Here is a 25,997-nt window from a genome sequence, read left to right as displayed (position 1 = left end):
CGTCCAATGTGCTGCGGGTGACCGTATGCGGCGAGGTGGCGGGCTAAGCCCTGTCCGGCCGATCTTCGTCGGCCCGCGTCCGGTCCTCGCCGGGCCGGGGCAGTTGTCCCGGGTCCCCTCCCGGACCCGCGAGCGTCCGCGCCAGGTCGATGGCGGAGGCCACCCGTACGGCGACGCTCTCCGCGTACACCGCGTCGGGCCGTTCGAAGGCGAGGCGGCTCGCCCCGCGCAGGAAGGTCACGACCCCCAGCGTCCTCCCCCTGCTCCGCAGCACCGTGCACAGCGCGTGCACGGTGCCCGGCGGCCACTGGCGCCCGGCCGCCCACGCCTCCGCCGCGTCCCTGGCCGTTCCCGCCGTCGCCGCGGGCGCCGACCGGGGCGCGGCCGCCGCGCTGGTCCGTACCGCACCGGCCCTGGCCACCGCCTGGAGCGCCGGATGGCCGGCCCGGTAGCGCACCGGCAGGGCGGCGCCCGCCACCGGCAGGCACGGTCCGGACGCGCCGCCGGACGGTGTCTCGGCCACCCGGACGAGCCGGACGGGTGCCTCCTCCGCGGAGTGGGGGGCGGAGGGCAGGGCGGGCGCGTCGGCGGACATGTCGATCAGCGCATGGTCGGCGAACCCGGCCAGCGCGAAGTCCAGATACGACGTCGCCGCCTCCATCGGGTCCTCGCACTCGGCGGCCGCCCGCGACGCACGGTGCAGCTGGTTGCCGCGGAAGCGGAGCCGGCTCGCCTCCTGCTCGGCCTCCCGGGCGGCGGTGATGTCACGGAACAGCCAGCCGACCCCGAGCGGAACAGGCTCCTCCGCGAGCGGCGAGGCCAGCCGCACGAACCCGCTGCGCCAGCAGCGCCGCCGCTCGCCCTCGGCGGTCCGCAGCGTCACCCACATCTCGGCCGGAGCGGGGAGCGCCCCCTCGGCGAGTACGTGCTGGAGCGCGCCCTCCAGTTCCTCGACGCCCTGCACGATCAGGTCGCCCAGCGGGCGCCCGAGCATCGTCGTGCGCCCCGTCGAGAGCGCCCGCGCGGCATGGGCGTTGACGACGGTCGGCCGCAGATCGACGTCGACCAGGACGACCCCCCAGGAGGCGTCGTCGAACATGGCCTCGCTGAGCGCGATCGCCCGTTCCAGATCGATCTGCGCGTGGACCTCGCTGAAGGCGCAGTACACCCCGGCCGGTGTGCCGTCCGGGCCGCGCACCCCGGAGGACTGCGTCCGTACGAGCACCCGCCCGCCGTCCTTGCGCAGCAGCGCGAACTCGTGGACCTGACGGCCGGGGGCGCGCATCGCCGCCATCAGCCGGGCCTGCACCTCGTCGGCGTCGGCGGACCGCACCGCCCAGCCCGCGAAGCCGGTACGGCCGACGGCCTCGGCGGCGGACCAGCCGAGGATGCGCTCCGCCTCGCGGTTCCAGTGCGTGATCACCGCGTCGGCGTCGAACGCGCAGAGCGCGGCATCCATCCCGTCCAGCAGCGCCGCCAGCAGATCGGAGCCCGGACCGTCCGGGGCACCGGAACCGCCCGCGCCACCGGGAACGGGCGGAACACCGGGACCGGGACTCCCTCCCGCCCCCGACTTCCCGCCGGGCTCGGGCTCATCGGGGCCCAGCGCACTGGCTGCCTCGATCCGGGAACCACTCATCCGGCACCCCCAACAGGACGCGTCCGCCGCATGTACTGCATGTACCGCACGTCGGATCATTCAACGCGAACGTGATGGAGCCCACACTCCGTTCGCCGAAAAATGTGCGCACTCAATAAATCGGTTGAGAGCGGCCGACGCCGTGCCTAACGTAGGCCGCACGCTAGAAGGGAGGTGTTCCGGAAGTGATTTCTTCTCGGACTTGCGAGGTGGCTGCGGGCTGACGGCCCGTCGTCGCACTCTGTGCAGTGCCGGCAGACCGCCGGCCGAAATCCCAAGCAGTCACCGACCCGCGGGCTCGCCGGTAAGTCCGGCCGGCTCCTCCGCAAGGAGGGACCAGAGCCCGCGGGTTTCTGCGTTCACGTGCGGGGACCGCCGGGCGCGCACCCCTCCCTCACACGCCTCACACGCCTCGCTGGCCTCACGGGCAGAGCCGCTCCACACGCCACCCGGAATCCGTCTCCGCATCCGTCTCCGCGCGTACGTACCGCAGCCGGTCGTGCAGCCGGTTCGCGTGGCCCTGCCAGAATTCCACCGTGCCGGGGGTCACCCGGAAACCGCCCCAGTCCTCCGGTACCGGGACCTCGGTGCCCTCCGGGTAACGGGCCGCCACCTCTTCGTAATGGCTGGTGAGTTCCTCGCGTGAGGCGATCACCGACGACTGGGCGCTCGCCCACGCGCCGAGCTGCGAGCCGTGCGGGCGGGTGCGGAAGTACGCCACCGTCTCCTCGCGGGCGACACGGGCCGCCGTGCCCGTGACGATGATCTGGCGGGAGATCCGGTGCCACGGGAAGAGCAGCGAGACCTGCGGGTTGGCGGCCATTTCACGGCCCTTGCGGGAGCCGTGGTTGGTGAAGAAGACGAATCCGTCCGCGTCGAAGTGCTTGAGCAGCACCGTACGGACGGAGGGGCTGCCCTGGGGGGTCGCGGTCGAGACGACCATCGCGTTCGGTTCGTGCAGGCCGCCCGCGACGGCTTCGGCGAACCAGCGGGCGAACTGGTCCATCGGGGCGGCGGCGAGGTCTGCGTCCGCGAGGACGGAGGAGCGGTACTGCTCGCGCATCACGGCTGGATTCAGATCAGGGTTCGGCACGGGCCCATCTTGCCGCAACGGCACGTGTGCTGGATGTCACGCTTCCCCGCACCGGCGGGAGCCGTCAGACTCGTCCCCCCGCACGCGGACGGATCAGCCGGCGTGTGAACCGAGCCGGAAGCCGGACCCCGCCCGCCGAACCCGTAGCCCGAACGCATCACGAGGAGCCGCCTGATGTCCGACGCCGCTGCCGCTTTCGTACCCGGACTCGAAGGAGTCGTCGCATTCGAGACCGAGATCGCCGAACCGGACAAGGAGGGCGGCGCGCTGCGGTACCGCGGCGTCGACATCGAGGATCTGGTCGGTCAGGTGTCCTTCGGGAACGTCTGGGGTCTGCTGGTCGACGGGGCGTTCAATCCCGGGCTGCCGCCCGCCGAGCCGTTCCCCATCCCGGTGCACTCCGGTGACGTCCGGGTCGACGTGCAGTCCGCGCTGGCGATGCTCGCGCCCGTCTGGGGTCTGAAACCGCTGCTGGACATCGATGAGCGCACCGCCCGCGACGATCTGGCGCGCGCCGCGGTGATGGCACTCTCGTACGTCGCCCAGTCGGCGCGCGGCCAGGGCAGCCCGATGGTTCCGCAGAGCGAGATCGACAAGGCGGATTCGGTCGTCGAGCGCTTCATGGTCCGCTGGCGCGGTGAGCCGGACCCCAAGCACGTCAAGGCGGTTGACGCGTACTGGACGTCGGCGGCCGAACACGGCATGAACGCCTCCACGTTCACCGCCCGCGTCATCGCGTCGACCGGCGCGGACGTCGCGGCCGCGCTCTCGGGCGCGGTGGGTGCGATGTCCGGCCCGCTGCACGGCGGTGCGCCGTCGCGGGTCCTCGGCATGATCGAGGAGATCGAGCGGACGGGCGACGCGACGGCGTACGTGAAGCGGGCGCTGGACCAGGGCGAGCGGCTGATGGGCTTCGGCCACCGCGTCTACCGTGCCGAGGATCCGCGGGCCCGGGTCCTGCGCCGTACGGCCAGGGAGCTGGCCGCACCGCGCTTCGAGGTGGCCGAGGCGCTGGAGAAGGCGGCCCTGGAAGAGCTGCACGCCAGGCGCCCCGACCGGGTGCTGGCCACGAACGTGGAGTTCTGGGCGGCGATCGTGCTGGACTTCGCGGAGGTTCCGGCGCACATGTTCACGTCGATGTTCACGTGCGCCCGCACGGCGGGCTGGAGCGCGCACATCCTGGAGCAGAAGCGCACGGGGCGGCTGGTGCGTCCGTCGGCGACCTACGTGGGGCCGGGGACGCGCGATCCCCGCCAGATCGAGGGGTTCGACAGCATCAGGGGCTGATCACGGGTTGGACGTGACGGCGCCCTCGCGCTCGGGGTGGACCCGCTCGTCGAGCCACTCGTGAATGCGGGCGACGGCGTGTCGCTGGGCGCCGGCGTGGCAGTGCGCGTCGGCGCCCTCCGCTTCGGTGAACACCATCAGGGTCTTGTCCCCGGTGGTCAGGTGCGCGAGGACCTGCTCGGGCTGTCCGGCGAAGAAGAGGTCGTTCTCGGCCTCGCAGACCAGCACCGGGCAGGTGATGGCCTCGGCGATGCCGTCGCGCAGGTGGTAGTCGAGGGTGCGGGCGAGGAACTCGCGGGGGGTGGCGCCGCCCATGACGTACCGGCCGTGGGCGAGCGCCCAGCGTGCGGTGTCGCTGTCCTCGGCGGCCTGCTCCAGTGCGGCGTCGATGTGCGGGGCGGAGTCCGCCCGCAGCCCGGCTTCGGCGATGTCCGGTCCGTCTCCGCCGTCCTCGCCGAGCGGTGCGGTGATCGCGGCGCCGAAGTCGTAGATGCCGTCGACCGCGATCACGGCGGCCAGACGCGGCTCGAACGCGGCGGCGCGCAGGCACAGTTGTCCGCCGAGGCTCACTCCGAGCAGCGCGATGCGGTGCGGGTCGACGTCCGCGAGGGTCAGCGCCCAGTCGATGACCGCGCCCACGACCACCTCCCAGTCGGGCCGGAACAGCAGGCCGTGGCGGTGGCGGGTGCCGGGCTGGCCCGGACCGTCGAAGGTCAGCACGTGGTAGCCGCGTTCCTGTGCGGCGAGCGCGCCCTGGACGTGCAGTTCCTCGGCGCTGCCGTCGAAGCCGCTGTGCATCAGCAGGAGCGGGCGGCGGCCGGGCAGCGGGCTGGGGTAGAAGTAGCCGGGCAGTTCGGCCCGGTCGAACGGGATCCGCACCGGGCGCAGCACGTCCGGGCCGACCAGGGCCGTGTACTGGCCGAACGCCCCTGTCGCACGGTCGTAGTTGTCGAGGATGCGCGGGTCGTGGGGATCGCCGTGCAGGAAGAACTCGGCGTTCCGGTAGTAGTTCCACGCCCGCAGGAAGCCGTCGCGGGCGCTGACCCGGTGGCTGCCCGCCAGGGCCCGTTCGGCGTCGCGGGAGATCCGGTCGGCGGTGGCCCGCCAGGCGTCGTGCCAGCTGTCGGGGTCGCCGGGGGTGATCTGTCCGGCGGTGGCGAGCACCTCGCCGAAGTCGGCTCCTCCGTAGGCGATGTGGCTCATCGAACGGACCGTCTCGAACCAGTAGGTCGGGTGGTCGGGGAACATCAGCTGCTTCATGGAGAGCTCCTCGCTGCTCAAAACGCTTCAACAGAACGCTTCACCGTGTCCGCGCACTCCTTAATGCGTGTCCACTCGCTATAGCGACACTAGAGGGGGCCCTATCCTTAACGCAAGTGGCCACGCATTTGCTGCGGTACGGTGGTGTCATGGCTCAGAACCCAGCCCCCCGCAAACGGCCCGGCGGGCGCACGGCCCGCACCGGACGGGCGGTGCACGAGGCCGTCCGCGGCCTGATCGCCGAACACGGCAGGGACGGCTTCACCGGCCGCGACGTGGCCGAACGCGCAGGGGTGCACGAAGCGACGCTCTACCGGCGGTGGGGAACCCTCGACAACCTCGTGCTCGATGTCGCCGCCTCCGTCGCGCAGCTCAACGAAGAGTCCCCGATCCCCGACACCGGGTCCCTCCGCGAGGACCTGCGGGCCTGGGCGACCGCCCTCGTGGACGACCTCTCGCGGCCGGGCGGGCTGGCACTCCTGCGCACGGTCCTCGCGGTGCGCACCGATGAGTCCGCCGGGCAGGACCCGGACGGCGGCCGGGGCCGGGACCGCCAGCTCACCGACTTCCTCGCGGCCCGCGGCGTGGTCATTCAGCAGGTGCTCGACCGCGCGACCGCCCGCGGAGAAGCCACTCCCGAACTCGCCACCGTGCTCGACCGCTTCCTCGCCCCCCTGTACCTGCGGGCGATGTTCGGCTACCGCGAGGTGGACCACGATCTCGACGGCCTGGTGGACCACACCCTCGGCGGCCCGCGGTAGGAGTACGGGCGTCGGTCCGAGGGGTTGGGGGTGGGGCGCCCGGGGCCCGCACGGTGGCGTGCGGACCGTGGCCGGCGGTCCATCCCCCGTGGGGGCCGCCCGCTACCCGTGCCGCGGAACCTGGCCGACAGCCCTCATGCGGGCGCGGGCCCGGTCGACGAGCGCCTCGGGTGTCAGCTCGGCCAGTGCCGACCGGGCGTCGGCGAGCATCCGGTCGGCGGCGGCCAGCAGCTCGGGCTCGCCGACCGGGCGCAGCGGACCGCTCCGGGTGGCCAGCAGATCGGCCAGGGCGGCCTGCAAATGGGGCCCGCCCGCCTCACGCACCGTGAACGACAGGTGGGCGGAGGTGCTGCCACCGGCGGCGACGGCGCGGTGCGCGTGGCCGCGCGGAACGTAGAGGACCTCGCCGGCGTCGAGGCGGGTGGTGAACTCGGCTTCGTGGACCACGTCGGCGGTGCCGGGCGCCCACCGGTCGCTGTCCGGGCCCCCGTACAGGTGCCAGTCCTTGGCCCCGCTGGTCTGGACGATGAGGACGTCGGCGTCGTCGCGGTGCACCGGCCGGCCCTGGGTGCCGGGCGGCGTGACGAAGTAGAACGCCTCCACCTGGCGGCCGAGCTGCTCGCGCATCGACGCGCAGAACGCGCGGATGCCGGGATGCCACTGATCCACGTAGCGCAGCAGCAGGGTCGCCTCGGTCCGCAGTTCCCGCACCGCGGCACCGTCGACGTAACCGTGCTCGATCCGGTTGAGGATCGTGCGTGGCGGACAGAACCGGGGCAGCTCGATCTCGCCGTCCTCGGTCACCAGTTGCAGGTACGGCACCCGCAGCAGCCCCGTGTCGAGCCAGCGGTCCAGCTCGTCGAGCGGGAACAGCTCGGTCGGCGGGTCCGCCGGGCGGAACACCGTCGGCTTCCGTCGCGCGAGAGTGGCGTGGAAGGTGCCGGTGTCGTCGGTGAAGCGGTGCAGCACGTCCATGTCGTCAGGTCCTCGGTGCGAGCTTGATCAGCGGGTAGTACGGGCGGGCCGCTTCGATCGCGGCCGCGAACGAGCCGAACCCGCGGTCGAGCGCGTGGAATTCGGCATCGGCACGGGTACCGCCCCACTGCTGGACGAGGAGTTCGGCGATCCGCTCGGGCGAGATCCGGTCCACCGTGAATTCCGGCCTGCTCCTGGACAGTTCGTCGGTGAAGCGGTGGCAGGAGGCGGCTGTGCGCGCCGCCCGGGCGAATTCGGCGGTGGGTTCCAGGTCGTCGAGGAACACCGCGTCCCCACCGGTCCCGGGTTCGGTCTCGAAGCTGCGGGACAGGAACAGGCGCAGCTGGCGCTGCCGGTCGCCGCAGACCGCCTCGTCCTCGGTGAGCCACGCGCGCAGGAAGTCGAAGCCGTCCGGGTGCTCGTCCGGATCCGGGTACACCCCGCGATGCACCCCGTGGGCGATCGCGGTGTCGCCCCCGGCCGGTGGCAGACCACAGGATTCGGCGCATTCACGGGCCAGCAGCGCCAGGACCCGGTCGCGGCGGAGTGCCGGAAATCCGGGCGAGAACAGTTGCAGCACCCGTAACGCCGACAGACTGCCGGGATGGTCGGCGTGCTCGCCGGGCGGCCGCCGGGCCCGGTCCTCCCAGTCGGCCAGGAACACGGTGCGCGGCACCGGCTCGCCGGAACGGCCGCCACCCGGGCCTTCGGCACGCAGCGCCTCGACCAGGGCGAGCGCGTCGGCGCGTTTCACGTCGCGGCGGTTGCGCGCGCAATGGCGGCCGAGTGCGGCCAGTTCCCCGGCGTCGAGGCCGGTCGCCCCGGCCAGTTCGGGAAACCGCTGACAGGAGCGCAGCGCATACGGGACCGACCGCAGCGCGGCGATGACCCGGTCGGCCGTCTCCTGCGCGCACGCGCCCTCCCGCACCGCCGCCGCCAGACCGGCGCGGATGTTGACGAGGGGCTCGGACATCGCGCGGTAGCCGCTTTCCGGCGGGCCGTGCAGCAGGGCGACCTCGTCGTCGGCGTCGAGTCGCCCGCAGCGGTAGTCCTGATAGATCTGCCCGACTCCGCGCATCCCGAAGGTGTCGAGTTCGGCGGCGCGCAGGGCACCTGTGCTGGCTGCGCCGAGCACCGCGACGCCGCGGTCGAGCACGGCGAGGATCTCCTTGTGCGGCACCGCACGGACCTGATGGAAGTAGCCGTCGACGATACCGACGGTGTCGCCGGCGGCGAGCGGGAGGGCGAGCAGGTCACCGGCGGCGACCGGCGGCCGGAGAACGATTCCGGGCGGTGGCACGAACCCGGGCGCCGAAGGTCCGAGGAACAGGTAGCGCGTGGTCACGGGCGGCCTCACAGAGTGGCGGGCATCCTCAGCCCGGGGCAGATCACGTGGACGACCGGGACGCCGAGTTCGGGGCGGGTGTGGTCGACCACCAGCGGGCTGCGGCCGGTGACGGCGACGATCCGGTCGGTGAGCAGGGCGGCCTCGGCCCGGTGGCCGGGCACCCGCACCGACTCGACGGTGTCGAACCCGAGCGTCGGCCGGGCGTCGGGCGGCACCGGCGCCGCCGCACCGGCCATGGTCCGGCGCAACCGCGCGTAGAGGCGGTCGTCCAGGTCGTCGCGGGCACCGGCGATCACCGACACCCGGACCTGGGCGGCTTCGGTGAGCGCCCGGCACAGGGCGACCTGTGCGTCGAGGTGGCACCCGTAGCCGTAGACCGGCAGCGGGAAACCGTCGCTCACGATGGCCACACTGAAGCACGGCAGGTTCAGCGGTGTGGTCAGCACGCCGATCCCGACCCGCACCCCGGCCGCCCGGTACTTTTCGAGCAGCCCGGCCGCCGGTTCCGCGACAGTGGCGGGGTCGATGACGGACGTGGGCCCGGCGGGGGTGTTGCGGTGGACCGCATCGCGTTCGATCACCTCGTACAGGCCGTGCGCGATCGCCTCGTAACGGGTGTTTCCGCTGGCCAAGCCATTACTGGTGGCGGCGAACAGCGGCGGCCGCCAGCGCGGGCGCACCCGGCGGTCCAGGCTCAGACACTCCAGCGGCACCAGCGACGGGCCGCCGTCGTCGAGACGTACCGCGGCACGCCAGTCGAGCCGGGTGGCCGGGTTGAGGCAGTGCCGCGGGCGCAGCGTGAGTTCGTCGAGCAGATAGCCCAGCCCGGGCTCCACCTCCCCGGCGGTACCGGTGTGGTCGGGCCGGGTGTCGAGGTGCGCGCCGTGGTGGCGTTCGATCGCCTCCATGGCAGCCGACACCTTCGCGGAAATGTGGTCCAGGCCCTTGCCCTGATACACCGACAGGTAACGACTGGCCGGGCTGATGGCCTGGTATACCGGGATGCCGATGTCGTCCAGCCAGGTCACGTCGGCGATCCGGGTGACACCGGCGGCCGGCAGCAGCGGGGCGATGCGGGCCCAGGTCTGCGCGGGCGGGCACGCTCGATGCGTGCCCGTGAAGTACGCCTTGGTCCCGTGTGGGTCACTGCCGTGTGCGTCACTGCCGTGTGCATCACTGCCGTAGTCGTCGTCGGGAGCGGTCGCGTCGGGAGCGGTCGCGTCGAGCACACCGGCGGTCGCGTCGGCGGCCGTGGCCGCCCGGACGGCCGCGGCGTCGGTTCCGCTCATCGTGTGGCCGGCCCGGGCTCCGCGGACGGTTGCGGGCCGGGTGGGACCTGCTCGGGCGCGGGGTGGCCGAGGGTCAGGCTGAGCAGGTGCCGGCGGCCCGGATGTCCGGCGGCGAACGCCGCGGTGGACGAGTGCTGCGCGCGGCCGCGCAGACAGCCGCCGAACCCACGACTGATCGCCAGCAGCCAGCAGTTGTGGGCCAGTGCCCCGGCCCGCACCAGCAGATCGGAGTATCCGGCGACACCCGCGCGGCGCACCGCGGCCCGCACATCGCCGCCGAACGACAGAACCACGGGGGCGTCGTCGAAGTGCGCCATCGGGTCGGGCAGCTCCGGCGCGCCGATCACGCCGGTGTGGCCGCCGTCCGGGGCGATCTCGTACCACCCGGCGGCCAGCCCGCGCACGCGGTGGGCCTGCATCAGCACGGTCAGGTCGTCCGGCTGCCGGGCGGGCCACCGGTCGCGCTCGGTGGCCAGAGCGGTGGCCAGCAGCTCGGACAGGTCGGTGGCGGCGACCGGCCCATCGGCGAAGGACCGTACCGACTGCCGGGCCGACAGCACCTCCCACAGCGAACCGGCCGGCAGCGGTACCGCCCGGCCGGTCGAACCGGTCACCGGCACCGGCCGGGCCGCGGCGAGTCGCGTGGCGTACTCGTCCATCACCTCACGCTGGTCCAGCAGCGGCATCGCCGGTGTCCTTTCCGTAGAGTCCGATGATTCCCATCGCCAGCTGATCGCCCGGGTTGAGGTCCAGCTGTCCGGCGAGGTCACCGGTGTCGCCGGTCACCAGCTCGGCCTCCAGACCCAGTTCGGCGGCGACCAGCGCGCACTGCGCCAGGGCGCAGCCGGCGTCGAGGTGGGTCAGCCGGAAGGCGAAGTCGCCGTACTTGCCACGCAGCCGGTACACGGCACCGGTGACGACGATCGCCGCCCGCAGCGGCCGTCCGGCCAGGCCGGTGCCCGCCAGCAGTTCGGGCAGGGACGGTTCGTCGGCGCGGACCGCTATCAGGGTGCCGGCGTCACCGTCGTAGGCGAAGACAGTGCCGGGCAGCCCCGGCCAGCCCGCCTCGGTGAGCAGGAAGAGCTGGACCGAGGCGCGGTTGCCGCCGCTGGGGCACCAGCGCGAGGGGAAGCTGCCGGGCGCCCCGGTGGTTCCGCGTGCGCCCGCGGTGCGGGACAGCAGCAGGCCGACCGCCTGTTCGTCCAGCAGCCCCGGCGTGCAGGCGGCACTGTCCGGGGTGGCCAGCCGGCGTCGCGGGCTGGTCGCGAGGTCGAGGATGTCGAGCGGGTCGGGCCAGACCACGGCTGCGCTGTCGCCCTGGAAGACTTCGTCCGGCGGGCTCTGCAACAGCCATTCGACGGTGTCGAGCTCCTGCTCCGCGCCCGTGGCGATGGGCCCGCACGCATGGCAGCCGGGCTCCGGGGCGACCGTCCAGCGCCTGCTGGTGTGATCCGGCAGCGTCAGGCGCCACAGGTCCCGGCGCGGCACCGGCTGGCCGGTACCGGCCAGCACAGCGGTGACCTGGGCGCCGACCAGCCCGGCGAGCAGATCCGCCACCGGCCCCGGCGGCTCACCGGGTACGTGGTCGCGGGGTGCTCCGGCTTCCGGTGGTTCCTCCTCCGGGAAGGCGCGTTCGTGGCTGATCCGGAGGCAGTCCGGGCACGCTGTGTGGCCGGGGTGGAAGCGGGGTCCGATCTCGATCGCCGCGACCCGGCTGGCCGTCCGCCGCACGCTGTACCGCAGGACCTCGAAGCCCTCCGCGACACCGGCCCGGCACGCCTCGCCGACCCGGTGCGCCCCGTCGTCGCAGACCACGAGCAGGTTCGCGGGGCCGGCCGGTACCGGGTCGCCGTGCGGCACGACCGTGATCCCACCCACGCCGCAGGCCCGCAGGTCGTCGGCGATGCGCCGGGTCACCGAGGCCGGTCCGGTCAGCACGACACGGCTCATCGCCAACCGGGCCAGCGCGTTCGCCGATCCGCCGTCGGCGGCGGCAACCGGTCCGGTGCGGGACAGGTAGTCGGCGACCGCCCCCTCCGCTGTCACGGCCCCGGCCGGGACGGGTTCGAGCAACCCGCGGTCGGCCAGCATGTCCAGGACCGTGGTGATCTGGGCGATGTCGAGACGGAGTTCGGCGGCCACAGCCGCGAGGTCGCGGGAACCGTCGAGCAGGGTGAACAGCCGCGGCAGGATGTCCGTGGCCGCCGCGCCGCCGAACAAGTGCCGTCGGCCCACCCCCTCGACGACCAGCCCGCGCTCGGTCGGGACGACCGTGAGCCCGCGACGCAGCCGCGAGGTGCCGGCGCCGTCGGGATCACGGGCGGTGGACGGTGCGCTCATGCCGGAACTCCGTACGGTGCAGTGCCGTTGACCGAACCGAGCAGTCCCGCCAGTCCTCCGGTGCGGTCCGGGCCGGGTACGGATTCGGGGGCGCAGCGGGGGCAGCCGTGGCAGCGCAGCACCCGCTGGGAGTCGAGGTTTCCGCTGCGCACACTGAGCGCGACCACCGTTCCGGGGTCGGGTGGCTGTCCGAGCAGGCCATGGGCCACGCCTGCCGCCGCCCGGGCGTGCTGCGGCAGGAAACCGCGCGGTCCGCACTCGGGGTCGGCCTCGTAGGCCGCCCGGACGGCGGCGGTGAGCGCGGACTGGTCGTCGTGCTGGACCCGCCGCGCCAGGTAGCAGTCGAAGCAGGGACCGGAACCGGGCACCACCCACGGGCCGAGCCGGACGGTCGCGTCCTCGTCGACGACCGGCAGCCACGGCACTCCGTGCTGCCAGGCCGCACGGTCGGCGCTGCGGCACAGCTCCGGCACCGGATGCTGAGCGGCCACGACGACCGCGTCCGGCCGTCGGGCGAACGCGTCGGCCAGATCGTCCGGTTCGATCCGGTACGCGCCGGCGATGCCGTCGCACAGCAGCTCCGCCACCCGGAAGCCGAAGGCGCCGAGGCCGAGGACCGGCACGGTGCCGGTCAGGCGAACGGTTGCGGCCATGGATTGAGCTCCTCCTCGGAGTGGACGGGGAAGCCCATCGCGGCCGGTGCCCGGTAGAGCCGGGGGTGGGCGCGGAACTGGGCCAGCGGCAGCAACGACATCGGCTGCAGGTCGGGGATGACGACATTGACCGCGGTCAGGCGGACCGAGCGGAGTTCGAGATGGCTGCGGTCGACTGCCAGCACCGGCATGCCGAGCGCCGACAAGCGTTCCAGCAGGGTGTCCAGTGCGTCCTGCGACGGCGTCGGCAGATCGGCGGGCGGACGGCGCGGCCCGGCGGCGGCCCCCAGGCGCAGGAAGGCGAATGCTTCGGACCGTTCCGGCACGGCCATGTAGCGGGCGCCGTCGGCGATGTCGGAGAACTCCTCGTAGGTCTTCGGCACCGGGCCTGAGTGGACCAGGCCGCGGATGCTGAGCGTCTCGGCCAGTGCCTTCTCCGCGGCTGCGGACAGGGTGCGGTCGGAGGCGCAGCCCACCACGTGCCGCACCCTCGGGTCGTGCTCGGCGATCTGCAGGCAGTACACGGTCGGCACACCGAGGTCGGTGGTCGCGTCGAACAGCAGGGTGTGCAGGAAGTGCCGCTGTGCGGCGGCCAGCAGTTGGCCGAGTTTCGGCGAGCGCGCCTCGTCCGGGATCGGCCGCAGCGGCATCCGTTGCAGCCAGGTGAGCGCGATGGCGTCGCGTTCGATCACCTCAAGGATGGCGCGGACCAGTGCCTCCGCCGGATCGGTGTGGACGGCGAAACCGGTGGACAGCTGGTACCAGAACCGTTCAGCCGGTCGCGCGGGGTGCAGGCGGTAGGTCGACATCACCGCCGGCAGCCACGTCCGTTCCCGGGACACCAGATCCAGGCCCTGCACCCAGCGCACCGGTGCGTCGGCGTCGAACGGAGTGATCGGGCAGCCGGGACGGGCCAGTTCGGCCGCCGAACACCGGGGCAGGCGTGTGGTGTCGAGGACCGGCCCGTCGAGTTCGGCGGCCGTCGCCCACCGGTGTTCCGCGGTGGGCGGCTCGTACGCCGCATAGCGTTCGGCGGCTTCGGCGATGGCGATCATGCGGGCGTGCGCCGGGTCGCCGAAAGCACGGCCGCAGCCGGTGCTGGAGGAACGGCCGATGCCCAGGCCGGGACATCCGCTGCCGCCGTCGGCCACGGAGACGGTCATGTCGGCCAGCCAGCCCTCGGGGCGGTTCACACCGGTGGCCTGAACAACGCCGTAGGGCGAGACCAGTTCGTCGAAGCTGTCTGCGGCGCTTACGGCGGGACCTCACTTGTCTGTTGCGGGGTGGTAGAGGCAGAGGCGGCTCTGCCCCTACCGTTCCGGCCCCGTTGCGCGGCACCGGGTCAGCCGTCGGGACGAACGTCAGATGCAGCAGCCGGCGCAGCCGCCGCAACAGCCGCACCCACCGGAACACTGACAGTCGGCTGCGTACACGTTGTCCGAGACCAGATCCGCGGACAGCTCGTCCCAGGTCTTGGGCGTGACATCGATGACATCCAAGTCCAACGGCACAACAGAATTCATGGCGTTCTCCCTTTGCTTCGAAGTGCGGCGGGCCTAACTCCACCGCGGGAAGGCTAGTACTCCGCCGGGTCCTCGTGAAGGGGCAGTCGGTACTGGATGCGTGAACTGACGCACATAAGCGTGTACTTGACGATTCGTGGCATTGGTGTTGCGGTGGCGGACCGGACCGGCGCAGCGGAAGAGCCGCCCGCGACGTCCGGCGCGCCGCGCCTTCTTGTCGAGCGGGCGGCCCGTGCCGTCGTGCGGCTACTTCGGGTCGCTGTTGAACTTCGACGCCGACCAGAAGTAGCCGAGCACCGCGAGACCCAGGCACCAACCGACCGCGAGCCAGCCGTTGTTGCCGATCTCGCCGCCGAGCAGCAGACCCCGCAGCGTCTCGATGGCCGGGGTGAACGGCTGGTACTCGGCGATCGGCCGGAACCAGCCCGGCATCGCGTCGACCGGTACGAAGGCGCTGGAGAGGAGCGGGAGCAGGATCATCGGCGTCGCGTTGTTGCTGGCGGCCTCGGCGTTCGGGCTGATCAGGCCCATGCCGACCGCGATCCAGGTGAGCGCCATGGCGAAGAGCACGAGCAGCCCGAACGCCGCCAGCCACTCCAGGACTCCGGCGTCCTTGGACCGGAAGCCGATGGCCACGGCGACGGCGCCCACCAGGACCACGCTCATGACCGCCTGCAGCACGCTGCCGACGACGTGCCCGACGAGCACCGCACCACGGTGGACCGCCATCGTGCGGAAGCGGGCGACGATGCCCTCGCTCATGTCGTTGGAGACGGACACCGCGGTCCCGACCACGGTGGCGCCGATGGTCATCAGCAGGATGCCCGGGACGATGTACGCGATGTACGCGGAGCGGTCCGCACCGCCGCCGCCGATGCCCGCGCTCATCACGTCGCCGAAGACGTAGACGAAGAGCAGCAGCAGCATGATCGGGGTGAGCAGCAGGTTCAGGGTGAGGGACGGGTAGCGCCGCGCGTGCAGCAGGTTGCGGCGCAGCATGGTGTTCGAGTCACGTACGGCGAGGGAGAGCGCGCTCATCGGACTTCCGCACCTTTCTTGTCGGGTCGGCCGGTCACGTCGGTCACGTCGGCGCCTCCGGTCAGGGCGAAGAACACGTCGTCGAGGTCGGGGGTGTGCACGGTCAGCTCGTCCGCCTCGACGCCCTCCGAGTCGAGCCAGTCGAGGAGGGAGCGCAGCTCGCGCTGGCTGCCGTCGCTGGGGATCTGAAGGGACAGGGCCTCGTCGCCGGGGGTACGGACAGCCACCTCGTTCAGGGCTGCGGCGGCCGACCGGTACGCCGCCGGGTCGGAGAACCGCAGCCGCACGTGCCCGCCCGGGATGAGCCGCTTCAGCTCCTCGGCGGTGCCCTCGGCAGCGATCCTGCCGTCGCTCAGGACCGCGATGTGGTCGGCGAGTTCGTCGGCCTCCTCCAGGTACTGGGTGGTGAGGAAGACGGTGACGCCACCGGCGACCAGCTCGCGGATGATCCCCCACATGGTGTGGCGGCTGCGCGGGTCGAGGCCGGTGGTCGGCTCGTCGAGGAAGATGATCCGCGGGTTGCCGACCAGGGTCATGGCGATGTCGAGGCGGCGCCTCATGCCGCCGGAGTAGGTGGCGGCGGGCTTCTTCGCGGCGTCCACCAGGTCGAAGCGCTCCAGCAGTTCGGCGGTGGTGCGGCGGCCCTCGGCGCGAGAGAGGTGGTGCAGGTCCGCCATGAGGAGCATGTTCTCCTCGCCGGTGATCAGGCCGTCGACGGCGGAGAACTGCCCGGTGACGCCGATCGTGGCCCGCACGGCCTGGGGGTCGGCGGCCAGGTCGTGGCCATCCACGCGGATGTCGCCGGAGCCGGGGCCGGCGGAGATGAGGGTGGAGAGGATCTGGACGACGGTGGTCTTGCCGGCCCCGTTCGGGCCGAGCAGCGCGAAGACGGTGCCGGCCGGGATGCGCAGATCGATCCCGTCGAGGACGAGCTTGTCGCCGTAGGACTTGCGCAGGCCGGCGGCGGAGATGGCGGCGGGCGGCTCCTGGCCGCTGCCGTTTCTGGACGTGGGCATGACAGGCGAAGGCACGTGCCCTCCCGATCGAAGGCTGGAATGGAGTGGATGGCGTGAAGGGTGTGAAGGGCGTGAAGGGCGTGAACGGACCGGCGGAGCGGTCCGCCGGGGTGGGACCTCAGGCGCGGGCGCGGTGGATGTCGATGTTTCCGTAGCGCGTACGGGCGCGGACCTCGACGGTGTCCTCGGACGCCTCCGGCCCCTCGGACGCCGTCAGCGAGTTGCGCACGCTCCCGGAGCTCGAACTGACGTCGAGCCAGGCGGCCGTGCCCTCGCGCACGCCCAGGTCGATGGCCCCGTAGGAGGTCTCCAACTGGACTGTTCCGCGTGCCACTTCGAAGACACGCACCGCGCCGTTCGCGGTGGTGGCCGCGACGGAGGCGCGGGCGCGCTCGATGATGATGTCGCCGTTGGCGCCGCTGACCCGCAGGTCGCCGGTGGCGTCGCCGACACTGGTGGTGCCGTGCGAGTTCTTCAGGACGGCGGTGCCCGTCACCGTGCCGACGCGCATACTGCCGGAGCTGGTGGTGATCTCGGCGGGGCCCTCGACGCGGTCCACGGTGATGGCCCCGTGGGACGCGCTCAGGTACAGCGGGCCGGTCGTGTCGAGGCGGACGTCGCCCGACGAGGTCTTCACATGGACCTCGCCGAGGCGCCCGTCGCCGAGCACCTGCGTCCAGGCGCCGGTCATGTCGACGCGCGAGCCCGTGGGCAGTTCGACCGTCACGTCGACGGTGCCGGTGCGCCCGAGGGGGTAGCGCGACTTGCGCGTCCTGACCGTCAGGACGCCGCTCACGTACGTGACCTCGGTCTGGTCGGCCGCCCGCACGTCCTGGTCCTTCTTCGGGTCGCGGGGGGCTACGCCCACGACGGTGTCGGCGCGGTCGGCCGCGGCGAACTGGATGGTTCCGGCGTCCACACGGGCGTCGACCGAGATCGGCTGGGGAGTGTCGAAAGAAGGCATGGCTGTCCCGTCCTCTTGACTGTTCGTGGCGTCCCCGCAGGTGGGACGTGGTGTGGGTGAAGTCGTTCGGAAGGGCTGGTCAGCGCACCCAGCCCGTGAAGTTCTGGCCGATCGTCCTGGTCCTGCCGGTGGTGTGCGGGGTGGCGGCGCCGCCCGTGTCGACCGCGGCCGACACGACCCGTACGAGCCATGCGTTGACCGACAGCCCCTCGCCGGCCGCCGCCTCCTCGGCGCGGTTCTTGAGGTGGGCGGGCAGGCGCAGATTGACGCGGGCGGTGCCACCCTCGTCCGGGTCGGCGGGGGCGGCGGGGGCCGGGGCCGCCGCCGGTGCGTCGAGCGATCCGGTCCGGCCCTCGTCATGCGGCAGCGCCACCACGAAGTCCGGGTCGAGGCCACGCAGTCGTACGTCGACCGAGCCGGGGGCGAGTTCACGGGTGATCTCGCCCATGGCGTCGGACAGCACGTTGAGCAGGGTCAGGCGGGCGGCCGACTCCAGCGGCGCGGTCAGCCGCTCGGCGAGCTCGCGGGCTTCGTCGCCCCCGGCTTCGGCGGCGACCGCCAGTTCCCTGCGGAGCGTTTCGACGTACGGCGTGAGGTCCATGACCCCACTATGGCGCCATAGTGGCGCCACTGGCAAGCCGTGAGGCGCAACGCATGGCACAGAGAGGCGATCAGGGACGCCAGGTGGGGTCATTTCCGCAGGTCAGAGCCGCACTATGCGCGCACCATCCGTGGCACCAATATTTTTCGAGGTGGCACCGCACGACCTCACATGGCGCCGAGTGGCGCCGCATGGCACACACAGCGCCGCCCGGCGGCCCGTGGTGGCGCCACTCAGCCCCGGTCGCCCTTTCCGGGCCGGAGCGCCCCCTCCACCAGCTCACCCCACTGGGCCACCACACGCTCGCGCCGCTCCGCGTCGTCCGTGAGCAGGTTCGCCAGGCCCAGCCCCCGCGCCATGTCCAGCAGGCCCTGCACCGTTTCCCGTACGCCGGGCACGGACTCGTCCGCCCGCAGCAGCTGTACGGCGATCCGGTGCGACTCGCGGCCCACCCGGGCCTCCAGCTCCGTGACGCGGGCGTGCAGCTGCGGTTCGTTCGACGCGGCCACCCACAGGTGCAGGGCGGCCCGGAACAGCGGGCCGGTGTAGAGGTCGACCAGGGCCGCCACCACGGTGCGGCGGTCCTGCGGGGGCAGGGTGCGCAGGGCGGTGGAGCGTTCCTCTGCCACGTACTCGACCGCCGCCGTGAACAGGTCCTCGCGGGTCGGGAAGTGGTGCTGCGCGGCCCCCCGGGAGACGCCCGCGCGCTCCGCGACGGCGGAGACGGTGGAGCCTGCCCAGCCGTGCTCGGCCAGGCACGAGACCGCGGCTTCCAGCAGGCGCTGCCGGGTGGCCCGGCTGCGGTCCTGCTTGGGGCCCCGGCCCGTACCGCCGCTGCCGCCTGTACCGCCGCTGCCCCGGTCCGTCACAACACCCATGCGGGATCCCGTCGTTCGAGGAAGGCCCGTACGCCCTCGTGCGCCTGGGCGGACGCGAAGAGGGACGCCGAGTGGGCGATGAGGTCTTCCGTGTTGCGGTCGAAGTTCTCCAGCACCGTAGCGGTGACCAGCGCCTTCGATGCGGCCAGGCCCTGCGGGGAGGCCCGGCGCAGTCCGTCGATGACCGGGGCGAGCGCCGCGTCCACGTCGTCCGCCGCGCCGGTGATCAGTCCCGTACGGGCGGCTTCGGCGGCGTCGAACCGTTCGCCCGTGAGGTAGTAGCGGGCCGCGGCCCGCGCGTCCATGCGCGGCAGCAGCGGCATCGAGATGACGGCGGGGGCCAGGCCGAGCCGGGACTCGGTGAAGGCGAAGGAGGCCCCGGGCCCCGCCATCGCGATGTCGCAGGAACCGAGCAGCCCGAGCCCGCCGGCCCGGACGTGTCCGGTGACGCGGGCGACCACCGGCCGGGGGTGCGCCACGATCGCCCGCATCAGCCGTACGAACGCGGCCGGGTCCGGTGGCTCCTTGAGGTCCGCGCCCGCGCAGAAGGTGTTCCCGGTGTGGGTGAGGACCACCGCGCGTACGGAGTCACCGGCCGCCGACAGGGCCTCTTCCAGCTCCGCCACCAGCTGCGCGGAGAGCGCGTTGCGGCTCTGCGGGGCGTCCAGGGTCAGGGTGGTGATCCCCCGGTCGTGGGCCGTCCGGATCACGCCGGGTGTGGATGCCGCGGACGTCACGCGCGCCGCCCCCCGGTCTCCCGGCCGCTGTTCCGCCGTTCCCGTTCCCGCAGTTCACGCCGGAGGATCTTCCCCGAGGTGGCGCGCGGGACGGCGCCGATGAACTCGGTCCGCCGGATCTTCTTGTACGGGGCGACGCGCTCGGCGACGTACGCCATCAGCTCCTCCTCCGTGAGACGCGCACCCGCCTGCCGGACGGCGAACGCCTTGGGCACCTCGTTGCCGTCCTCGTCGTACACGCCGATGACCGCCGCGTCGGCCACCGCGGGATGGGTGAGGAGCAGCGCCTCCAGTTCGGCGGGGGCCACCTGGTAGCCCTTGTACTTGATGAGCTCCTTGACCCGGTCGACGATGAAGAGCCAGCCGTCCTCGTCCACCCGGCCGATGTCCCCGGTGTGCACCCAGCCGTCCTGGTCGATCATCTCGGCGGTGGCTTCCGGCCGGCCGAGGTAGCCCTTCATGACCTGCGGCCCGCGGATGGCGACCTCGCCCTCCTCGTCCACCCCGAGATCGCGCGCGGGCCCCGCCCCGGGGCCCTCCCCCGGCTCCTCCAGCGACAGGATGCGCATCTCGGTGCCGGGGAACAGCTTCCCGACCGTTCCCGGCGGCGGGTTCTCCGCGTCGAGCGGGACGACGTGCGTGCCGGGTGACAGCTCCGTCATGCCGTACGCCTGGCGCACCGGCGGCAGCCCGAGCCGGGCCGAGCAGGCGGCGGCAAGACCGGCGTCGAGCGGGGCGGCGGCGCTGACGATGTACTCCAGCGAGGACAGGTCGTAGCGCGCGACGGAGGGGTGCTTGGCGAGGGCGAGGACGATCGGCGGGGCCACGTAGAGCCCGTTGATGCGGTGCTCCTCGATGGCGGCCAGGAACTGTCCCAGCTCGAACCGGGGCAGCACCACGACCGTCGCGCCGTACCGCAGCGGTGCGTTGAGCAGTGCGGTGAGCCCGTAGATGTGGAAGAACGGCAGCACGGCGAGGATCCGCTCGCCGGGCCCCATCCGGGCGAACGGGTGCAGCTGGACCAGGTTGGTGGAGACGGACCGGTGGGTGAGCATGACGCCCTTGGGGGCGCCGGTGGTGCCCGACGAGTACGGGAGGACGGCGATGTCCTCGGCGGGGTCGATCGGGACGGTGGTGCCGGGGGCGCGGTCGCGGCTCTCCGACGAGTCCCCCGGCCGGGCCCCGGACAGGTCGAGCACCGAGCGGTGGCCCTCGGCCCGGTCGCAGACGAAGATCTCCTCGATCCCGCCGACCAGTTCGGCCGCCCGGCGGGCCACGTCCAGCAGGCGGGACACGGTGATGATCCACCGCGCGGCGCAGTCCCGTATCTGTGTGGCGAACTCCTCGGGGGTGGCGAGCGGGTGCACGGTGGTGACCGTGGCGCCCGCCCGGCACGCACCGTGGAAGACGGCAGGGTAGGCGATGCTGTTGGGGCTGTGCAGGGCGACGACATCGCCCTTGCGCACCCCGGCGGCGGCCAGCCCGGCGGCGACCGACCGGTGGAAGAAGTCGAGTTGGCGGTAGCTGACGGTGGTGCCGTCCACCGCGTCGATCAGCGCGGGGGCGTCTCCGTACTCGGCCGCCCGGCCGAGTACCGCTTCGTGGATGGGCTGGTCGAGAACCGGTACGTCCTCGTACTCGCTGTGGAACACCATGCCAGTCCCCTTCGACGCGCGACATGTGCGTGGAGCCCGGTGCCTCAGCGCCCTGGTGCCTCAGCGCCCCGGTGCCTCAGCGCCCTGGTGCGCCGTTGTACCGGGCCGGCTCCTGGGCCGAGTCCGGTCGGGCCAGAATCGCCCCTGTCAGTAGGACTTGGGGAGACCCAGGGACTGGTGGGAAACGTAATTGAGGATCATTTCCCGGCTGACCGGTGCGATCCGGGCCACCCGGGACGCGGTGATGAGCGCCGCCAGACCGTACTCGCGGGTGAGCCCGTTGCCGCCGAGCGTGTGCACCGACTGGTCGACCGCCTTCACACAGGCCTCGCCCGCCGCGTACTTGGCCATGTTGGCCGCCTCCCCCGCGCCGAGGTCGTCGCCCGCGTCGTAGAGCGCGGCGGCCTTCTGCATCATCAGCCGGGCCAGTTCGAGTTCGATGTGGGACTGGGCGAGGGGGTGCGCGATGGCCTGGTGGGAGCCGATGGGCTCCTTCCAGACCTGCCGGGTCTTCGCGTAGTCGACGGCCTTCGCCAGCGCGTAGCGGCCCATCCCGATCGCGAAGGCGGCGGTCATGATCCGCTCGGGGTTGAGCCCGGCGAAGAGCTGGAGCAGCCCGGCGTCCTCATTGCCGACCAGGGCGTCGGCGGGCAGCCGTACGTCGTCGAGTACCAGCTCGAACTGCTTCTCCGGCGCCTGGATCTCCATGTCGATCTGCGTGCGGTGGAAACCGGGGGCGTCGCGGGGCACGAGGAAGAGGCAGGGCTTGAGACGTCCGGTCCTGGAGTCCTCGGTGCGGCCGACGATCAGAGTCGCGTCCGCCATGTCGACGCCGGATATGAAGACCTTCCGGCCGGTGAGCAGCCAGTCCCCTCCTCCGTCACGGCGGGCGGTGGTGGTGATGCGGTGGGAGTTGGAGCCCGCGTCCGGCTCGGTGATGCCGAAGGCGAGCGTGAGCGATCCGTCCGCGAGGCCGGGCAGCCACCGCTGTTTCTGCTCGTCCGTGCCGAAGCGGGCGATGACGGTGCCGCAGATGGCGGGCGAGACGACCATCATCAGGAGCGGGCACCCGGCGGCTCCCAACTCCTCCAGCACGATGGAGAGTTCACTGATACCGCCGCCTCCGCCGCCGTACTCCTCGGGGAGGCTGACTCCGAGATAGCCGAGCTTCGCCGCGGCGGCCCAGAGCGCCTGCCGGTCGTAGTCGCGGTGGCTGGTGCCCGCGTGGCGCCTGCCGAGGGCGGCCACGGCGGCGCGCAGGGCCGCGCGCTCTTCGGATTCGACGGCGGTACTCCCGACGGCGGTACCCGTCTGCGTGCCCGTCTGCGTGCCCGTGCTCGTGCCAGTGCTGGTGCTCATGACTCCAGGGCCTCCTGTGCGTCCGGCTGTGCGTCCTGTGCGGTCTGTACGACGGCGAGCAGTGCGCCGACCTCGACCTGGCGGCCCGGGGCGGCGTGGAGTGCGGTGAGGGTGCCGGATGCCGGAGCGGTGATGCGGTGCTCCATCTTCATGGCCTCCAGCCAGATCAGCGGCTGCCCGGCGGTGACGGCGTCCCCGGCCGCGAGCCCGTCGGCGACCCGGACGACCGTGCCGGGCATCGGCGCGAGCAGCGAACCCGGCACCGCGCGGGCAGCCGGGTCGGGGAAGCGGGGCAGCCGGGTGAGGGTGTGCGGGCCGACGTGGGCGCGGTCGCCGTGCACCTCGACGTCGAAGTGGCGCAGCACCCCGCCGGCTTCGAGCGAGACCCGGTGCGGTGTGGCGGCGTGCAGCCGTACGCCGGGGAAGCCGTCGGCGCGCAGCCCGTCCCGGGTGAGGCGGTAGCGGATCTCGTACACCTCGCCGTCCGGTTCGGAGCGGTAGGTCTTGGTCTGCGGCTGGGACGGTACGTTCCGCCAGCCGCCGATCCGGGCCCGTGCCGCGTCCGCGAGGGCGGCGGCGAGCGCGGCGAGCGGGTCGGGGGCCGGGACGGTGAGTCCGGGCAGGTGCCGGTCGTAGAAGCCGGTGTCGAGCCGGGCCGCGCTGAAGTCCGGGTGGCGCAGGGACCGTACGAGCAGGTCGCGGTTGGTGACCGGCCCGTGGATACGGGCGCGTTCGAGGGTGTACGCGAGGGTGCGCAGCGCCTCGGTGCGGGTGGGGGCGTGAGCGATGACCTTGGCGAGCATCGGGTCGTAGTGGATGCCGATGGTGTCGCCGCCGGTGTAGCCGGTGTCCAGCCTGACGGTGGTACCGGCACGCGTACCCCCGGGCGCGCCGCCGGTACCGGGCACGTCGAGCCGGTGCAGGGTGCCGGTCTGCGGGGCCCATCCGGCGGCCGGGTCCTCCGCGTAGAGCCGGGCCTCCACGGCGTGGCCGTGCGGCGGCGGGGGGCCGCCGGGCGGGAGCGGTTCGCCGTCCGCCGTCCGGAGCTGGAGCGCGACCAGATCGACTCCGAACACGGCCTCGGTGACGGGGTGTTCGACCTGGAGCCGGGTGTTCATCTCCAGGAAGTACGCCCGGTCGCCGCTCTCCGTGACGAGGAACTCCACGGTCCCGGCGCCCCGGTACTCCACCACTCGGGCCGCGGCGGTGGCGGCCTCGTGCAGCGTGGTGCGCAGGGCGTCGGACAGGCCCGGGGCGGGGGACTCCTCGATGACCTTCTGGTGGCGGCGCTGGAGTGAGCAGTCCCGGGTGCCGAGCGTCCAGACCGTGCCGTGGGCGTCGGCCATGATCTGGACCTCGACATGGCGCCCGCGCTCCACGTACGGCTCGGCGAAGACCTCACCGTCCCCGAAGGCGGACCGCGCCTCGGCGACGGCGGCCGTCATCTCGCCCTCCAGCAAGCCGAGTTCGCGTACGACGCGCATACCGCGGCCGCCGCCGCCCGCCGCCGCCTTGAGCAGCAGCGGCAGGTCGTCGGCGGTGGCGCGGTCCGGGTCGACCGGGGCCAGCAGGGGGACTCCGGCCCCGGCCATGAGCTTCTTGGCGTGCGTCTTGGACGCCATCGCCTCGATGGCACCGGCGGAGGGCCCGACCCAGATGAGTCCGGCGGCGGTGACCGCGCGGGCGAAGGCGGCGTTCTCGGAGAGGAAACCGTACCCGGGGTGGACGGCGTCGGCGCCCGCCGCGAGCGCGGCCGCGACGACGAGGTCGCCGCGGAGATAGGTGTCGCCGGGGGCCGCGCCCGGCAGCCGTACGGCGGTGTCCGCCTCCCGTACGTGCAGCGCGTCCGCGTCCACGTCGGAGAAGACGGCCACGGTGCTGATGCCCAGGGCCCGGCAGGTACGGAAGATGCGGCAGGCGATCTCGCCGCGGTTGGCGACAAGGAGGGAGGTGATCATCTTCGTCCTCACATCCGGAAGATGCCGAAGCCGCCGCGGGCGCCCTCGACCGGTGCGTTGTGGATGGCGGACAGGCACAGACCGAGCACGGTCCTGGTGTCGCGCGGGTCGATGACCCCGTCGTCGTACAGCCGCCCGGACAGGAACATCGGCAGGGACTCCGACTCGATCTGCTGCTCGACCACGGCGCGCAGCGCGGCGTCCGCTTCGTCGTCGTACGGCTGCCCCTTGGCCTGCGCGGAGGCGCGGGCGACGATCGACAGCACGCCGGCCAGCTGCTGCGGTCCCATCACGGCGGACTTGGCGCTGGGCCAGGCGAAGAGGAACCGGGGATCGTAGGCGCGCCCGCACATGCCGTAGTGGCCCGCGCCGTAGGAGGCGCCCAGCAGGACGGAGAGGTGCGGGACCTTCGAGTTCGAGACGGCGTTGATCATCATCGCGCCGTGTTTGATGATGCCGCCCTGCTCGTACTCCTTGCCGACCATGTAGCCGGTGGTGTTGTGCAGGAAGAGCAGCGGGATGTCGCGCTGGTTCGCGAGCTGGATGAACTGGGCGGCCTTCTGCGACTCCTCGGAGAAGAGGACGCCCCGCGCGTTGGCGAGGATGCCGACCGGGTAGCCGTGCAGCTCGGCCCAGCCGGTGACCAGGCTCGGCCCGTAGAGCGGCTTGAACGCGTCGAAGTCCGAGCCGTCGGTGATGCGCGCGATGACCTCGTGCGGGTCGAACGGGGTCTTCAGGTCGCCGGGCACGATACCGAGCAGCTCCTCCTCGTCGTACCGGGGCGGCACCGCGGGGCCCGGCGGATCGGGCTGCGCCTTGCGCCAGTTGAGGCGGGCGACGACGCGGCGGGCCTGGCGCAGCGCGTCGGGTTCGTCCAGCGCGAGGTGGTCGGCGAGTCCGGAGACCCGGGCGTGCATCTCGGCACCGCCGAGGGACTCGTCGTCGGACTCCTCACCGGTCGCCATCCTCACCAGGGGAGGGCCGCCGAGGAAGACCTTCGACCGCTCCTTGATCATGATCACGTGGTCGGACATGCCCGGTACGTACGCGCCGCCCGCCGTCGAGTTGCCGAACACCACGGCGACGGTGGGGATCCCGGCGGCGGAGAGCCGGGTGATGTCCCGGAAGAGCGCGCCGCCGGGAATGAAGATCTCCTTCTGCGAGGGGAGGTCGGCGCCGCCGGACTCGACGAGGCTGATGCAGGGCAGGCGGTTGGCGTACGCGATCTCGTTGGCCCGGAACGCCTTCTTCAGCGTCCAGGGGTTGCTGGCACCGCCGCGCACCGTGGGGTCGTTGGCGGTGATCAGGCACTCGACACCCTCGACGGTACCGATGCCGGTGATCATGGAGGCACCGAGCGGGTAGTCGGTGCCCCAGGCGGCGAGCGGGGACAGTTCGAGGAAGGGCGTGTCGGGGTCGAGCAGCAGCTCGATGCGCTCACGGGCGAGGAGCTTGCCGCGTTTGCGGTGCCGGTCGGTGTACTTCTCACCGCCGCCCGCGAGCGCCTTGGTGTGCTCGGCCTCCAGGTCGGCGAGCTTGGCGAGCATCGCGTCGCGGTGGGCGGCGTATTCGGGGGACGCGGGGTCGATGGCGGTACGGAGGGTGGTCATCCGGGGCTCCTGG

22 protein-coding genes are annotated in these 25,997 nt (G+C 72.6%); 2 read left to right on the top strand and 20 right to left on the bottom strand.

Going from position 1 to position 25,997, the window contains the following annotated elements; translation table 11 throughout:
- Window positions 1-43: 43 nt before the first annotated feature.
- Window positions 44-1,639: a PAS domain-containing protein gene (locus tag OG285_RS20195; protein WP_356828049.1), complete on the bottom strand. Its 1,596-nt coding sequence runs from the start codon at window positions 1,637-1,639 to the stop codon at window positions 44-46.
- Between the two features lie 421 nt (window positions 1,640-2,060).
- Window positions 2,061-2,702, bottom strand: coding sequence for a pyridoxamine 5'-phosphate oxidase (gene pdxH / locus OG285_RS20190; RefSeq protein WP_371793571.1), 642 nt, complete (start codon window positions 2,700-2,702; stop codon window positions 2,061-2,063).
- 204 nt (window positions 2,703-2,906) lie between these two features.
- Here pdxH and OG285_RS20185 point away from each other — a divergent pair, with 204 nt between their 5' ends.
- Window positions 2,907-4,019: a citrate synthase 2 gene (locus OG285_RS20185; protein WP_356828047.1), complete on the top strand. Its 1,113-nt coding sequence runs from the start codon at window positions 2,907-2,909 to the stop codon at window positions 4,017-4,019.
- Here the strand turns inward: OG285_RS20185 and OG285_RS20180 are convergent, their stop codons facing one another.
- On the bottom strand, window positions 4,020-5,279 hold the full coding sequence (locus tag OG285_RS20180; RefSeq protein WP_371791774.1) for an alpha/beta hydrolase family protein: 1,260 nt from the start codon (window positions 5,277-5,279) through the stop codon (window positions 4,020-4,022).
- A gap of 149 nt (window positions 5,280-5,428) precedes the next feature.
- Between OG285_RS20180 and OG285_RS20175 the strand changes: the two genes are divergently transcribed.
- Window positions 5,429-6,040 carry a TetR/AcrR family transcriptional regulator gene (locus OG285_RS20175; protein ID WP_371791773.1) on the top strand — a complete coding sequence of 204 codons (612 nt, stop codon included), beginning with the start codon at window positions 5,429-5,431 and terminating at the stop codon, window positions 6,038-6,040.
- Between the two features lie 102 nt (window positions 6,041-6,142).
- Here OG285_RS20175 and OG285_RS20170 read toward each other — a convergent pair whose 3' ends face one another.
- From OG285_RS20170 to OG285_RS20090, 17 genes are all read right to left on the bottom strand, one after another.
- On the bottom strand, window positions 6,143-7,015 hold the full coding sequence (locus OG285_RS20170; RefSeq protein ID WP_371791772.1) for a JmjC domain-containing protein: 873 nt from the start codon (window positions 7,013-7,015) through the stop codon (window positions 6,143-6,145).
- Window positions 7,016-7,019: 4 nt separating this feature from the next.
- Complete coding sequence (locus OG285_RS20165; RefSeq protein ID WP_371791771.1) at window positions 7,020-8,360, bottom strand: TfuA-like protein; 1,341 nt, start codon at window positions 8,358-8,360, stop codon at window positions 7,020-7,022.
- Between the two features lie 8 nt (window positions 8,361-8,368).
- Window positions 8,369-9,652, bottom strand: a complete 1,284-nt coding sequence (locus OG285_RS20160; RefSeq protein WP_371791770.1) for a YcaO-like family protein — start codon at window positions 9,650-9,652, stop codon at window positions 8,369-8,371.
- A complete protein-coding gene (locus tag OG285_RS20155) occupies window positions 9,649-10,338 on the bottom strand; it encodes a nitroreductase family protein (RefSeq protein ID WP_371791769.1) in 690 nt (229 codons plus the stop codon). Before OG285_RS20155 ends, OG285_RS20160 begins: the two co-directional genes overlap by 4 nt.
- Window positions 10,316-11,992 carry a TOMM precursor leader peptide-binding protein gene (locus OG285_RS20150; RefSeq protein WP_371791768.1) on the bottom strand — a complete coding sequence of 559 codons (1,677 nt, stop codon included), beginning with the start codon at window positions 11,990-11,992 and terminating at the stop codon, window positions 10,316-10,318. Before OG285_RS20150 ends, OG285_RS20155 begins: the two co-directional genes overlap by 23 nt.
- Entirely contained in the window at window positions 11,989-12,645 is a 657-nt protein-coding gene (locus OG285_RS20145) for a TOMM precursor leader peptide-binding protein (protein WP_356828031.1), read from the bottom strand. The genes OG285_RS20150 and OG285_RS20145 overlap by 4 nt, the downstream gene beginning before the upstream one ends.
- The gene (locus OG285_RS20140) at window positions 12,624-13,838 is read right to left on the bottom strand and encodes a YcaO-like family protein (protein ID WP_371791767.1); all 1,215 of its coding nucleotides are present in this window, start codon (window positions 13,836-13,838) and stop codon (window positions 12,624-12,626) included. Before OG285_RS20140 ends, OG285_RS20145 begins: the two co-directional genes overlap by 22 nt.
- A 576-nt stretch (window positions 13,839-14,414) precedes the next feature.
- Window positions 14,415-15,206, bottom strand: a complete 792-nt coding sequence (locus OG285_RS20135; protein ID WP_356828027.1) for an ABC transporter permease — start codon at window positions 15,204-15,206, stop codon at window positions 14,415-14,417.
- Window positions 15,203-16,222 (bottom strand): ATP-binding cassette domain-containing protein, encoded by a 1,020-nt coding sequence (locus OG285_RS20130; RefSeq protein WP_371791766.1) that lies wholly within the window; start codon window positions 16,220-16,222, stop codon window positions 15,203-15,205. Before OG285_RS20130 ends, OG285_RS20135 begins: the two co-directional genes overlap by 4 nt.
- A gap of 118 nt (window positions 16,223-16,340) precedes the next feature.
- Window positions 16,341-17,186, bottom strand: a complete 846-nt coding sequence (locus OG285_RS20125) for a DUF4097 domain-containing protein (RefSeq protein WP_371791765.1) — start codon at window positions 17,184-17,186, stop codon at window positions 16,341-16,343.
- A gap of 79 nt (window positions 17,187-17,265) precedes the next feature.
- Complete coding sequence (locus tag OG285_RS20120) at window positions 17,266-17,787, bottom strand: hypothetical protein (protein ID WP_356828021.1); 522 nt, start codon at window positions 17,785-17,787, stop codon at window positions 17,266-17,268.
- Window positions 17,788-18,020: 233 nt separating this feature from the next.
- Window positions 18,021-18,665, bottom strand: coding sequence for a TetR/AcrR family transcriptional regulator (locus tag OG285_RS20115; protein WP_356828019.1), 645 nt, complete (start codon window positions 18,663-18,665; stop codon window positions 18,021-18,023).
- Entirely contained in the window at window positions 18,653-19,402 is a 750-nt protein-coding gene (locus OG285_RS20110) for an enoyl-CoA hydratase family protein (protein ID WP_356828017.1), read from the bottom strand. The genes OG285_RS20115 and OG285_RS20110 overlap by 13 nt, the downstream gene beginning before the upstream one ends.
- Window positions 19,399-21,057 (bottom strand): 4-coumarate--CoA ligase family protein, encoded by a 1,659-nt coding sequence (locus tag OG285_RS20105; protein ID WP_371791764.1) that lies wholly within the window; start codon window positions 21,055-21,057, stop codon window positions 19,399-19,401. The genes OG285_RS20110 and OG285_RS20105 overlap by 4 nt, the downstream gene beginning before the upstream one ends.
- Window positions 21,058-21,204: 147 nt before the next feature.
- Window positions 21,205-22,416, bottom strand: coding sequence for an acyl-CoA dehydrogenase family protein (locus OG285_RS20100; RefSeq protein WP_371791763.1), 1,212 nt, complete (start codon window positions 22,414-22,416; stop codon window positions 21,205-21,207).
- A complete protein-coding gene (locus OG285_RS20095) occupies window positions 22,413-24,374 on the bottom strand; it encodes a biotin carboxylase N-terminal domain-containing protein (RefSeq protein WP_371791762.1) in 1,962 nt (653 codons plus the stop codon). The genes OG285_RS20100 and OG285_RS20095 overlap by 4 nt, the downstream gene beginning before the upstream one ends.
- Before the next feature lie 8 nt (window positions 24,375-24,382).
- Window positions 24,383-25,984, bottom strand: coding sequence for a carboxyl transferase domain-containing protein (locus OG285_RS20090; RefSeq protein ID WP_356828011.1), 1,602 nt, complete (start codon window positions 25,982-25,984; stop codon window positions 24,383-24,385).
- Window positions 25,985-25,997: the final 13 nt, after the last annotated feature.

Source organism: Streptomyces sp. NBC_01471 (assembly GCF_041438865.1).
Classification (GTDB): Bacteria; Actinomycetota; Actinomycetes; order Streptomycetales; family Streptomycetaceae; genus Streptomyces.
This window is presented reverse-complemented; position numbering and strand designations above follow the sequence as displayed.

Coding starts and splice junctions, on each gene's coding strand:
- OG285_RS20160 (WP_371791770.1), bottom strand. CDS start 9,652: ATGAGCGGAACCGACGCCGCGGCCGTCCGGGCGGCCACGGCCGCCGAC.
- OG285_RS20155 (WP_371791769.1), bottom strand. CDS start 10,338: ATGCCGCTGCTGGACCAGCGTGAGGTGATGGACGAGTACGCCACGCGA.
- OG285_RS20185 (WP_356828047.1), top strand. CDS start 2,907: ATGTCCGACGCCGCTGCCGCTTTCGTACCCGGACTCGAAGGAGTCGTC.
- OG285_RS20130 (WP_371791766.1), bottom strand. CDS start 16,222: ATGCCCACGTCCAGAAACGGCAGCGGCCAGGAGCCGCCCGCCGCCATC.
- OG285_RS20125 (WP_371791765.1), bottom strand. CDS start 17,186: ATGCCTTCTTTCGACACTCCCCAGCCGATCTCGGTCGACGCCCGTGTG.
- OG285_RS20120 (WP_356828021.1), bottom strand. CDS start 17,787: ATGGACCTCACGCCGTACGTCGAAACGCTCCGCAGGGAACTGGCGGTC.
- OG285_RS20150 (WP_371791768.1), bottom strand. CDS start 11,992: ATGAGCGCACCGTCCACCGCCCGTGATCCCGACGGCGCCGGCACCTCG.
- OG285_RS20145 (WP_356828031.1), bottom strand. CDS start 12,645: ATGGCCGCAACCGTTCGCCTGACCGGCACCGTGCCGGTCCTCGGCCTC.
- OG285_RS20115 (WP_356828019.1), bottom strand. CDS start 18,665: ATGGGTGTTGTGACGGACCGGGGCAGCGGCGGTACAGGCGGCAGCGGC.
- OG285_RS20090 (WP_356828011.1), bottom strand. CDS start 25,984: ATGACCACCCTCCGTACCGCCATCGACCCCGCGTCCCCCGAATACGCC.
- pdxH (WP_371793571.1), bottom strand. CDS start 2,702: ATGCGCGAGCAGTACCGCTCCTCCGTCCTCGCGGACGCAGACCTCGCC.
- OG285_RS20175 (WP_371791773.1), top strand. CDS start 5,429: ATGGCTCAGAACCCAGCCCCCCGCAAACGGCCCGGCGGGCGCACGGCC.
- OG285_RS20105 (WP_371791764.1), bottom strand. CDS start 21,057: ATGGTGTTCCACAGCGAGTACGAGGACGTACCGGTTCTCGACCAGCCC.
- OG285_RS20170 (WP_371791772.1), bottom strand. CDS start 7,015: ATGGACGTGCTGCACCGCTTCACCGACGACACCGGCACCTTCCACGCC.
- OG285_RS20135 (WP_356828027.1), bottom strand. CDS start 15,206: ATGAGCGCGCTCTCCCTCGCCGTACGTGACTCGAACACCATGCTGCGC.
- OG285_RS20100 (WP_371791763.1), bottom strand. CDS start 22,416: ATGAGCACCAGCACTGGCACGAGCACGGGCACGCAGACGGGCACGCAG.
- OG285_RS20195 (WP_356828049.1), bottom strand. CDS start 1,639: ATGAGTGGTTCCCGGATCGAGGCAGCCAGTGCGCTGGGCCCCGATGAG.
- OG285_RS20180 (WP_371791774.1), bottom strand. CDS start 5,279: ATGAAGCAGCTGATGTTCCCCGACCACCCGACCTACTGGTTCGAGACG.
- OG285_RS20095 (WP_371791762.1), bottom strand. CDS start 24,374: ATGATCACCTCCCTCCTTGTCGCCAACCGCGGCGAGATCGCCTGCCGC.